The sequence below is a fragment of the Actinacidiphila cocklensis genome (assembly GCF_907177275.1).
Taxonomy (GTDB): Bacteria; Actinomycetota; Actinomycetes; order Streptomycetales; family Streptomycetaceae; genus Actinacidiphila; species Actinacidiphila cocklensis.
Window position 1 is genome coordinate 74674 of the sequence record NZ_CAJSLV010000062.1, and the last position, 11467, is coordinate 86140.

An 11467-nucleotide genomic window follows, 5' to 3' on the forward strand; every position below is an offset into this window, starting at 1 on the left:
GGTGCCGTAACGCTTGTCAGCGCAGGATCAGGGTCATGCCGGCGTCGGCGGCCTTCTTGCCGGGGGCCTCCTTGCCGGGTGCCGGCTTGCCCTTGCCGTCCTTGCCCCCCTTGCCGTCCTTGCCGTCGCCCCTGCCCGGGTCGGGCTTGCAGGTGGGCTTGCCGTCGCCCGGCTTGCCCGCGGCCGACTTGAGCTGGAAGAGCGCCTTGGTGAGCTGCTGCGGGGTGACCCCGAGGCGGGCGGCGACCGCGGCGAAGGCCGGGCTGTTCTCGTCGACGGTGCCCTTCGGGCCGGTGGCCATCTTCTGCAGGGCGTCCAGGGCCACCTGGGCCTTGGCCTGCGATACGCCGAGCACCTTGGCCAGTTGGGCGGCGGTGAACACGGTGGCGGGGCCGCTCTTGTCGTCCTTCCCGCCCTTGGCGCCCCGGTCGTCCTTGGTGCCCTTGCCCTCCTTGGCGTCCTTTCCGCCCGGCGCGGGGCGGGTGCCGCCGAGGATTTCCACCAGGGTCTTGCGGGCCTTGGCCGTGGAGATGCCCATGTCCTTGGCGAAGATCGCCACGACCTTGTCCGTCAGCTTGCCGCCGGTCGCGCCGAGCGCGATCTTGACGTCCCTGAGGGCGTTCTCCAGCTTCGCGTCCCGCTGGGCCGGTGCGCACTGCGCCGGCTTCTTGCCGGCGGTGCTCCCCGACGCGGGGCCTGTGCCGTGGCTTGCGCCGGCGGCGGAGGCCGTGGCGGCCCCCAGGGCCAGGATGATGGCTGTCGCGGTGGTGAGTGCGGTCTTGTGGCGCACGGTGCGCCCCCTTTCTTCCGTGCTGCCAGCACACCAAGGCGCGCTTCACGCCGGCATCGGCGAACCTTAGGACTTCCCTAGAACTCTCCGCCCTCCCGGGCGCGCCCCGTCCCGGGACCTTCCCCCGGCGGGTGGCCTGTCGCGCAGTTCCGCCCCCGGAGCTTCGCCCGGGGTACCCCCAGCGCCCCTTCTGGCCTGCGTCCTCCTGTGCACGGGGTTCGCGCCCGGCGGGGTGGGGGAGGGGCGGATAAAGTTGACGTGGTGCGGGTCGGTCCGCGGGGTGCGGGCCGGGATGGGAGGGCCGATGCAGGGCCGACGCAGCAGTACGTTCACCCGACTGCTCCGACACGGCTTCACCGACCCCGCCGCGGCCGAGCGGCTCCTCGACGTACCGGAGCTGTCAGCCGTCCGCGCCGACCCCGTGCTGCTGGAAGCGCTGGGCGCCACCGCCGACCCGGACCAGGCGCTGCTGGGCCTCGTCCGGCTGGTCGAGGCCCTCGATCCGGACGAGCGGCGCGCGCTGCTGGACACCGTGACCACCGCCAAGCCGCTGCGCGACCGCCTGCTGGGGGTGCTGGGCGCCTCGGAGGCGCTCGGGGACCACCTGGCCAGGCACCCGGGGGACTGGCACGCGCTGGTCACGTACGAGGCGGCCGACCTGCACCCGGGCGTCGCCGAGTTCGAGCGGGGCCTCGCCGCGGCGACCGACCCCGACGCGCTGCGTGCCGCGTACCGCCGGTGCCTGCTGGGGATAGCGGCCCGTGACGTGTGCGGCACCAGCGACCTGGTGCACACGGCGGCCGAGCTGGCCGACCTCGCGACGGCCACGCTGCGTGCGGCGCTGGCCATCGCCGCCGCCGAGGCCCCGCACGACGCCGCGGCAGCCCGCCTCGCGGTGATCGGCATGGGCAAATGCGGCGGCCACGAGCTGAACTACGTCTCCGACGTCGACGTGATCTTCGTGGCCGAGCCGTCCGAGGCCGTCGAGGAGGTCGAGGCGGTCAGGGCCGCGACCCGGCTCGCCGCCCGGATGATGCGGGTGTGCTCCGACACCACCGCGGAGGGCACGATCTGGCCGGTCGACGCGAACCTGCGGCCCGAGGGCAAGAACGGCCCGCTGGTGCGCACCCTGTCCAGCCACCTGGCGTACTACGCGAGGTGGGCGAAGACCTGGGAGTTCCAGGCGCTGCTGAAGGCCCGCCCGGTCGCCGGCGACCCGGCGCTCGGCGCCGAGTACGTCGCCGCGATCCGCCCGCTGGTGTGGCAGGCCGCCGAGCGCGAGCACTTCGTGACCGACGTGCAGCAGATGCGCCGCCGGGTCGTGGACAACATCCCAGCCGCCCAGGTGGAGCGGGAGCTCAAGCTCGGCCCCGGCGGGCTGCGGGACGTGGAGTTCGCCGTCCAGCTGCTGCAACTGGTGCACGGCCGCACCGACAGCTCGCTGCGCAGCGGCACCACGCTGACCGCGCTCGCCGAGCTGGCCGCCGGCGGCTACGTGGGCCGGGCGGACGCCGCCTCGCTGGACGACGCCTACCGCTTCCTGCGGCTGATGGAGCACCGCATCCAGCTGCACAAGATGCGCCGCACCCACCTGGTGCCCGCCGACGAGGCGGGCCTGCGGCGCCTCGGGCGCGGCCTGGGCTTCCGCTCGGAGCCGGTCGCGAACCTGACCAGGGAGTGGAAGCGGCACGGCATGGAGGTGCGGCGGCTGCACGAGAAGCTGTTCTACCGGCCGCTGCTGGAATCCGTCGCGCAGCTCGGCACCGACGACACCCGGCTGAGCACCGACGCGGCCCGGCAGCGCCTCCAGGCGCTCGGCTACGCCGACCCGGCCGGCGCGATACGCCACCTGGAGGCGCTGGCCAGCGGGGTCAGCCGCAAGGCGGCGATCCAGCGCACCCTGCTGCCGGTGCTGCTCGGCTGGTTCGCGGACTCCGCCGACCCGGACGCCGGGCTGCTGGGCTTCCGCAAGGTCTCCGACGCGCTGGGCCTGACGCCCTGGTATCTGCGGCTGCTGCGGGACGAGGGCGCCGCGGCCCAGCGGCTGGCCCGGGTGCTCTCCTCCGGGCGGATGGCCCCTGACCTGCTGCTGCGCGCCCCCGAGGCGGTCGCGGTGCTCGGCTCGGTGGACGGCGGCCTGGTGCCGCGCGACCATGCCGTGCTCGAACAGGAGGTGCTGGCCGCGGTGGGCCGCGCGGAGGGTCCCGAGCAGGCCATCGCCGCGGTCCGCGGGGTACGCCGGCGGGAGCTGTTCCGTACGGCGGCGGCCGACCTCATCGACACCTACGGCGACGACGTCGAGGCCGACGAGGACCGGGTGGACGCGGCGGATCTGGTCGACCGGGTCGGCTGCGCCGTCTTCGGCCTGACCGCGGCGACCCTCGCCGGCGCCCTGCGCGCCGCGGTCAACGCGGTGACCGGCAACGACGCCCGGCCGCTGCCGACGCGGTTCGCGGTCATCGGCATGGGTCGCTTCGGCGGCCGGGAGCTGGGCTACGGCTCGGACGCCGACGTGCTCTTCGTCCACGAGCCGCGGGACGGCGTGGACCAGGAGGAGGCCGGCCGCGCCGCCCTCGCGGTCGCCGACGAGATGCGCCGGCTGCTGCAGATCCCCACCGCCGACCCGCCGCTGCTGGTCGACGCCGACCTGCGCCCCGAGGGCAAGAGCGGCCCGCTGGTCCGCAGCCTGGCGTCGTACGCCGCCTACTACCGCAGGTGGTCGCTGGTGTGGGAGAGCCAGGCGCTGCTGCGGGCGATGCCGGTGGCCGGCGACCAGGACCTGGGGACCCGCTTCATGGAGCTGATCGACCCGCTGCGCTACCCGGCGGGCGGCCTGGACGAGGAGGCGGTCCGCGAGATCCGCCGGCTCAAGGCGCGGATGGAGTCCGAGCGGCTGCCGCGCGGCGCCGACCGCACCACCCACGCCAAACTGGGCCGCGGCGGGCTGTCCGACGTCGAGTGGACCGTCCAGCTGCTCCAGCTCCAGCACGCTGGCCGGCTGCCCGAGCTGCGCACCACCGGCACCCGGCAGGCGCTGGCCGCGGCGGTCGGGGCGGACCTGATCGACCCGGCGGACGCGGCCGTCCTGGACGAGGCATGGGTGCTGGCCACCCGGGTGCGCAACGCCGTGATGCTGGTACGCGGCCGGCCCGGCGACACCTTCCCCGGCGACGGGCGCGAGCTGGCCGCGGTGGGCCGCTACCTCGGCTTCCCGCCCGGCCACGTCGGCGACATGCTGGAGGACTACCGCAGGCGGACGCGGCGGGCACGGGCAGTGGTGGACCGGCTGTTCTACCAGGGCTGACGAGCGAGCATCCGCAGTGGCCGGCCGAGGAACGAGGTCGTCCGCGGAGGACGCGAGGAGGAAGACCGAGCGATGAAGCGGGAGGGCTGACGAGCGGTGAAGCGGGAGGGTTGACCCCTGGCAGGGGTCAGCCCTCGGCCGCCTCGGGGTGCTTTTCGAGCGACAGCGACCCCGTGGCGTACTTCGGCAGCGCGTACACCCACCGGCCGTAGAGGACGTAGGCCACCGCGTAGCCGATGGCCAGGCACAGCGCACCGCCGACCGCGTCCATCCAGAAGTGGTTGCCGGTGGAGACGATCACCAGGAGCGTCGCCACCGGGTAGAGCGCGCCGAGGATACGCGCCCACAGCGGTTTGGCCAGCGTCACGATGGTGATGCCGCACCACAGCGACCAGCCGATGTGCATCGACGGCATCGCCGCGTACTGGTTGGACACCTGCGCCAGGTCGCCCTGCGAGAGCGAGCCCCAGGTGTGGTGCAGCATCACCGTGTCGACGAAGCCGCCGCCGGTCATCAGCCGCGGCGGGGCCAGCGGATACGCCCAGAAGCCGATCAGCGCCAGCCAGGTGGTCATGAAGACCACCAGGCGGGCCGGGCCGTACCGGCCGGGGTGGCAGATGTAGAGCCATATCAACACGCCCACGGTCACTATGAAGTGCAGTGTGGCGTAGTAGTAGTTCATCCCCACGATCAGCCACGTCACGGAGTTCACGCCGTGGTTGACACCGCGCTCGACGGCCAGGCCCAGGTGGTGTTCGAGCGTCCAGATCGCGTCGGCGTGCCGCAGTGCGGCCGTCTGCTGCTCCGGCACCGCGTTCCTGATCTGCGAGTACAGGTAGTAGCTGACGCCGATCAGCATGATCTCGAACCACAGCCTGGGGTGGCGGGGGGTGCGCACTCTCTCCATCACTGAATGGACCAGTCCCGGTCGGGCCGTGCTCTCAGCTCCATCGGAGGTGTGCGAACCGGTGGAGTTCTGCGGTGCGGCGGAACGGCCATCTGTCGTGTTCGCGGTCTTCGCAGTCGGTTCCCCCATAGGAGACCAGTCTGCCAGATGTGTCCCGTGTTGCGGATCAGCCGCAGGTCGGATCGTGGGCCGTCCGGGTGGTCTTTCGGCCATCGGGCTTCGGGGCGGCGGACTGGGCCGGCAGCGGGGCGTTCTGGGCGTTCTGACCGGTGGGGCCGGCCGCGGTCGACCCGCGGACGACCAGTTCGGGCAGGAAGACGAACTCGCTGTGCGGGGCAGGGGTGCCGCCGACCTCCTCCAGCAGCGCGTTGACCGCCGCCTGGCCCATCGCCGTCACCGGCTGCCTGATGGTGGTCAGTGGAGGGTCGGTGAACGCGATCAGCGGCGAGTCGTCGAAGCCCACCACGGACACGTCGTCCGGAACCGACAGGCCCTGCTGCCTGGCCGCCCTGATCGCGCCCAGCGCCATCATGTCGGAGGCGCAGACGACGGCCGTGCAGCCGTCCGCTATCAGCGCCGACGCGGCCGCCTGGCCACCCTCAAGGGTGAACAGCGAGTGCTGCACCAGGCCGAGCGCCTCGTCCTCCGCCATGCCCAGCACGTCGGACATCGACGTCACGAAGCCCTCGATCTTCCTGCGCACCGGGACGAAACGCTTCTGCCCCACCGCGAGGCCGATCCTGCGGTGCCCGAGCGCAGCCAGATGCGTCACCGCCAGCCGCATCGCGCCCCGGTCGTCGGGCGACACGAAGGGCGCGTTGACCTTCTCGGTGAAGCCGTTGATCAGCACGAACGGCACGCCCTGGCCCTGCAGCCTGGCGTAGCGCTCCATGTCGGCGGTGCAGTCGGCGTGCAGCCCCGACACGAAGATGATCCCGGCCACGCCCCGCTCGACCAGCATCTCCACCAGCTCGTCCTCGGTGGAGCCGCCGGGCGTCTGGGTGGCCAGCACGGGGGTGTAGCCCTGCCGGGTCAGCGCCTGGCCGATGATCTGCGCGAAGGCCGGGAAGATCGGGTTGTCCAGCTCGGGGGTGATCAGCCCGACCAGCCCCGCGCTGCGCTGCCGCAGCCGGACCGGGCGCTCGTACCCCAGCAGGTCGAGCGCGGCCAGCACTGATTCGCGGGTGGTGGCGGAAACCCCGGGTTTGCCGTTGAGCACCCGGCTGACCGTCGCTTCGCTGACCCCCGCCTGGGCTGCGATGTCAGCGAGCCGCGCGGTCACAGCACCGGATGCTATTGGACGGAATGCCACCACGTCAGATCGCCCACCAAATTGCCGTGTCCCCGGCGATAGTCACGTCAATGCCGTCAACCTGGTCGGAAGTGCCCGCCGCCGCGGGCGCCGTCGGCGGCCGCTGGGCGGCGCTGGACAGCAGCGGGCGGCCGCCCGGCACCGTCAGCACCACCGGCTCCGCGGTCAGGTTGACCAGGCACAGGAAGGCGTCGCCCGCGCCGTCCCTGCGGAAGGCCAGCGCACCCTCCGGGGCGTCCAGCCACTGCACGGAGCTGCCCGCGCCCAGCGCCGGCAGCTCCCGGCGCAGCGCCAGCGCCGCCCGGTACAGCTCCAGGGTGGAGGCCGGGTCGCCGGTCTGCGCCTCTACGCTCAGCTCGGCCCAGCTCGCCGGCTGCGGCAGCCAGCTCCCGCCGCCCGCGGGGCCGAAGCCGTACGGGGCCTCCGTGCCCGACCACGGGATCGGCACCCGGCAGCCGTCGCGGAAGCCGTCCTGGCCGGCCGCCCGGAAGAACGACGGGTCCTGGCGCACCTCGTCCGGCAGGTCGGTGACGTCGGGCAGGCCCAGCTCCTCGCCCTGGTAGAGGTAGGCGGAGCCGGGCAGCGATAGCATCAGCAAAGTGGCCGCCCGCGCCCTGCGCAGGCCCAGATCGCGGTCGCCGGCCTCGCGCAGCTGGGTCCCGCCCGGAGGGTTGCCGAAGCGGGTGGCGTGCCGGGTCACGTCGTGGTTGGACAGCACCCAGGTCGCGGGGGCACCGACCGCGCCCATCGCGGCCAGCGACTTGTCGATGACCTTGTGCAGCGCCGCCGCGTCCCACGGGGTCGCCAGGTACTCGAAGTTGAAGGCCTGGTGCAGCTCGTCCGGCCGCAGGTAGAGCGCGGCCCGCTCGATGGTCGGCGTCCATGCCTCGGCGACGCCGATGCGCTCATCGGGGTACTCGTCGAGGATGCGTCGCCACCCGCGGTAGATCTCGTGCACACCGTCCTGGTCGAAGTACGGCATGGGCGCGCTGCCCAGCAGCGACAGCTGCTCGCTGTGCCCGATGTCGGGCAGGCCCGCCGCCTTGACCAGGCCGTGCGCCACGTCGATGCGGAAGCCGTCGGTGCCCAGGTCCAGCCAGAACCGCAGCACCGAGCGGAACTCCTCGTGCACCGCCGGGTGGTCCCAGTTGAAGTCCGGCTGCTCGGGCGCGAACAGGTGCAGGTACCACTCGCCGGGCTTGCCGTCCGGGTCGGAGGTCCTGGTCCACGCCGGGCCGCCGAAGATGGACTCCCAGTCGTTGGGCGGCAGTTCGCCGCGCGCGCCCTTGCCCGCCCGGAAGTGGAAGCGGTCCCGCAGCGCGGAGCCGGGTCCTTCGCGCAGCGCCTGCTTGAACCACTCGTGCTGGTCGGAGCAGTGGTTGGGCACCAGGTCGACGATGACCCGCAGGTTCAGCGCGTGCGCGGTACGCACCAGGTCGTCGGCGTCGTTGAGGGTGCCGAACATCGGGTCGACCTCGCGGTAGTCCGCCACGTCGTAGCCGGCGTCGGCCTGCGGGGAGGCGTAGAAGGGCGACAGCCACACCGCGTCCACCCCCAGGTCCCGCAGGTACGGCAACCGGGCGGTGACGCCGGGCAGATCTCCCATGCCGTCGCCGTTCCCGTCGGCGAAACTGCGCGGGTAGACCTGGTAGATGACCGCGTCGCGCCACCAGTCTCTGGCGCTTGCGTCGGCAGCGGGTGCGGCGGCGGAGCGGGGCGCGTCTGAGAGGTGCTGGCTCATGGATTCCCTTGTCGGGTGCGGGGGATCGACTTGTGGCATGCGTTGGTGCGGGGCGGTGCTGCGGGCCGTCAACCCTTGGTGCCGCCGGCGGTCAGGCCGGTCACCAGATGGCGCTGGACGAGCAGGAAGACGATGGTCGCGGGTATCGCGATCAGCACCGAGGCGGCGGTCATGCTGCCCCAGTCCGCGCGCTGGTCGGAGGCGAAGGTGCGGATGCCCGCCGCCAGCGTGGAGTGGTCCCTGCCCATGAACTGCGCCGAGTACGCGACTTCGCCCCAGGCGGTCAGGAAGCTGTAGAAGGCGGTGACGGCCAGCCCCGGGCGGGCCAGCGGCACGATCAGCCGCCAGAAGGTGCCGAACGGGGTCAGCCCGTCGACCCGGCCGGCCTCGTCGATGTCGCGCGGGATGGTGTCGAAGTAGCCCTTGAGCATCCACGCGCAGAAGGGCACCGCGATGGTGCAGTAGACCAGGACCAGGCCGAGGTAGGTGTCGATCAGGTCCAGCTGCGCCAGCAGGTTGTACAGCGGCACGATCAGTACCGCCATCGGGAACATCTGGGTGACCAGGAAGGTCCACATCAGCGATTTGTGGCCGGGGAAGCGCATCCGGGAGATCGCGTAGCCCGCGCTGGCGGAGATCAGCACGCCGAGCACGGTGGTGGCGCCGGCCACGATCACCGAGTTGAGGAACCACTTGGGGAAGCTGGTGTGCAGCAGCACGAACCGGTAGTTGGCCAGGCCCAGGTGCTTGAGCACCTCGTGCGGCTGCTGCCAGGACGTGCTGGGGCCGAGCGAGATGAACAGGATCCACAGCACGGGGAAGACCGCGATGGCGCTCGCGGTGATCAGGGCGGCGTGCAGCGCGATCGACGCGCCGCGGCTGCGCTCGCCCCGCCCGCGGTGGCGTTCCGCGGCGGTACCGCGTGAGGAGGTCGTGGTGGCGGCCGGGCCGCTGTGGGTGGTGGCACTCATGGTGATCCGGCTCCTAGGCCTGCTCGGGCTTCAACTGGCGGCGGTAGAAGGTGGAGAAGGCCACGAGGATGAGGAGGATGACGATCCCGTAGGTGGCGGCCCCGGAATAATCGGACACTCCGGTGAACGCCTTCTCGTAGGCGTATGTCACCAGGATGTCGGTGTCGCCCGTGGTGTTGTTGCCCAGCAGCAGGTAGATGATCGCGAACATGTTGAACGTCCAGACCGTGCTGAGCAGCACCACCGTGCTGGTGACCGGGCGCAGCCCGGGCACGGTGACGTTGGTGAAGCGCTGCAGCGGCGAGGCGCCGTCCATCTCGGCGGCCTCGTAGAGCTCGCCGGGTATCGACTGCAGGCCGCCGAGCAGGGCGACCATCATGAACGGCACGCCGACCCAGATGTTCACCATGATCACCGCGATCTTCTGCGACAGCGGTGTGCCGAGCCAGTCCTGTGCGGGCAGCCCGAAGCTGGTGATGATGTCGTTGAAGACGCCGTACTGCGAGTTGAGCATCAGCCGCCAGGCGAAGACGCCGATAAAGGCCGGCACGGCCCACGGCAGGATCAGGCAGAGCCGGTAGAACAGCCGGAACTTCACCCTGCGGTTGAGCAGCATCGCCATCGCGAGCCCGATGGCGTAGGTGACCGCCACGCAGCAGACGGTCCACACGACCGTCCACTCGAAGCGCGGGTAGAAGTCGCCGTCCTTGCCCGACAGCACCTGCCAGTAGTTGTGCAGGCCCACCCAGTGGTAGGTGGCGCCGATGTGGACCGGGCCGATGTTCTTGGCGACGTTGGTCTCGTTGGCGTTCGTCAGCGACAGGTACGTGCCGTAGCCGAGCGGATAGAACACCAGGACGGCCAGCACGATCACGACCGGGGCGACCATCGCCCAGGCGTACCAGTGCCGGTCCCAGGAACGCCTGATCGAGGTCATCAGGCCGGGCCGCGGCTCGCGCGGCGGGCGGGCGGCCGTGCCCGGGGCGGGCTCGTCCATGGTGGCGGTGGTCATCGCTCCTCGGCTCTTTCGTCGGTGATGGGGTGACCGGACCGGCCGGCCGGGCGCGTGGGCCGGCCCCGTACGCCGTGCTGCGTGCGGGGCGGCCCCGGCCGACCGGTCCGGGAACGGGGGGCCTGGCTACTGCACGGTGTAGCCGGGCAGCAGCTTGCCGAACTCCTTGGCTGCGGCGTCCAGGCCGTCCTGGACCGAGGACTTGCCCTGAAGGATCTTGATGTACTCCTGCTGGAGCGGCGTGAACAGGCTGCCCACCTGCGGCAGCGCGACCCGCGGCCGGGCGGTGTCCATGATCGGCTTGAAGCCGGCGATCGTCTGGTTCTTGAGCACCTCTGCGGTGTAGGCGGAGGTCCTGGTCGGCAGGGTGCCGTTCTTCAGCGCGATCGTCTGCTGGCTGGCCGAGGAGGTCATGAACTGCGTGAACAGGTAGGCCGCGTCCAGGTTCCCGGAGCCCTGGTAGACGGCCAGGTCGTGGCCGCCGGTCGGGGCCAGCGCCTTGCCGGTGGAGCCGGCCGGCACGGGGGCGTAACCGAGGTTGGCCTCCTTGCCCTGGAAGGCGGACCCGGTCAGGTCGTCGCCCACCGACCACGGCCCCTGGACCAGCATGGCGACCTTGCCGGTCTTGAACGAGGTCTGCATGTTGTCGTACGCGCTGGCGAAGTCGACCTTCAGCGAGGAGGTGTCGTAGATCTTCTTCGCCTCGGTGACCGCCTTGACGGCCTCCGGCGAGTTGATCGTGACCTTCTTGGCGGCCGGGTCGGCCAGGTCAGCACCCTCGCCGAACAGCACGGGGAAGAGGAAGTACGAGTCGGGGTTGACGTACGTGCCCTCGACGCCGGGCACCTTCGCCTTGATGGTGGCGGAGTCGGCGATCAGCTCGTCCCAGGTGGTCGGGGGAGCGGCGATGCCGGCCTTGGCGAAGATGTCCTTGTTGTAGAGCAGCCCGAGCGTGTCGGTCACCGACGGGACACCGTAGGTCTTGCCCTCGTACTTGGTGGTGTCCATCGGACCCGCCACGAAGTCCTGCGTGTCGCTCAGCGCCGTGGTGCCGTCCAGCGGGGCGATGTAGTGCAGCGAGGCGTACTCGGGGATCAGCCCGACGTCGGTCCGCACCACGTCCGGCGCACCCTTGCCGCTCTGCGCCGCAGCCTTGAACTTCTGCTCCACGGTGGTGAAGTCGACGTTCTGGTAGTTCACCTTGATGTGGGGGTACTTCGCCTCGAAGTCCTTGATCAGGGCCTGGTAGGTCGGGGCCTCGTTCTTGGCGTCCGAGGTGTCCCAGTAGGTGATCGTCCCGGAGACCGCGGCCGGGTCCTTGGCCGCCGATCCCTTGTCGTTCTTGTCGTCGCTACCACTACCGCCACAGGCGGTGACCCCGAGAACGATGGCTGCGGCCATCGCCACGGCGGATATGCCGCGTCGCATAC

Annotated in this window: 8 protein-coding genes; 1 reads left to right on the plus strand and 7 read right to left on the minus strand. The window is 71.5% G+C overall.

Features of this window, described 5'->3' with window-relative positions; genetic code table 11:
* Positions 1-16 precede the first annotated feature (16 nt).
* Positions 17-790 (minus strand): hypothetical protein, encoded by a 774-nt coding sequence (locus tag NFU81_RS22285; protein ID WP_251492628.1) that lies wholly within the window; start codon positions 788-790, stop codon positions 17-19.
* A gap of 304 nt (positions 791-1094) precedes the next feature.
* On the opposite strand from NFU81_RS22285, the gene NFU81_RS22290 reads away from it, so the two are divergent.
* Positions 1095-4094 (plus strand): bifunctional [glutamine synthetase] adenylyltransferase/[glutamine synthetase]-adenylyl-L-tyrosine phosphorylase, encoded by a 3000-nt coding sequence (locus NFU81_RS22290; protein WP_251492630.1) that lies wholly within the window; start codon positions 1095-1097, stop codon positions 4092-4094.
* A 127-nt stretch (positions 4095-4221) separates the two neighbouring features.
* Here NFU81_RS22290 and NFU81_RS22295 read toward each other — a convergent pair whose 3' ends face one another.
* From NFU81_RS22295 to NFU81_RS22320, 6 genes are all read right to left on the minus strand, one after another.
* A complete protein-coding gene (locus NFU81_RS22295; RefSeq protein ID WP_422665255.1) occupies positions 4222-5001 on the minus strand; it encodes a phosphatase PAP2 family protein in 780 nt (259 codons plus the stop codon).
* 166 nt (positions 5002-5167) lie between these two features.
* Complete coding sequence (locus NFU81_RS22300; protein WP_251492634.1) at positions 5168-6283, minus strand: LacI family DNA-binding transcriptional regulator; 1116 nt, start codon at positions 6281-6283, stop codon at positions 5168-5170.
* Positions 6284-6317: 34 nt separating this feature from the next.
* Complete coding sequence (locus NFU81_RS22305; RefSeq protein ID WP_251492636.1) at positions 6318-8054, minus strand: glycoside hydrolase family 13 protein; 1737 nt, start codon at positions 8052-8054, stop codon at positions 6318-6320.
* 68 nt (positions 8055-8122) lie between these two features.
* Complete coding sequence (locus NFU81_RS22310; RefSeq protein ID WP_251492638.1) at positions 8123-9025, minus strand: sugar ABC transporter permease; 903 nt, start codon at positions 9023-9025, stop codon at positions 8123-8125.
* 13 nt (positions 9026-9038) lie between these two features.
* Positions 9039-10037 (minus strand): carbohydrate ABC transporter permease, encoded by a 999-nt coding sequence (locus NFU81_RS22315; RefSeq protein ID WP_422665256.1) that lies wholly within the window; start codon positions 10035-10037, stop codon positions 9039-9041.
* Between the two features lie 126 nt (positions 10038-10163).
* Positions 10164-11465, minus strand: a complete 1302-nt coding sequence (locus tag NFU81_RS22320) for an extracellular solute-binding protein (protein WP_251492640.1) — start codon at positions 11463-11465, stop codon at positions 10164-10166.
* Positions 11466-11467: the final 2 nt, after the last annotated feature.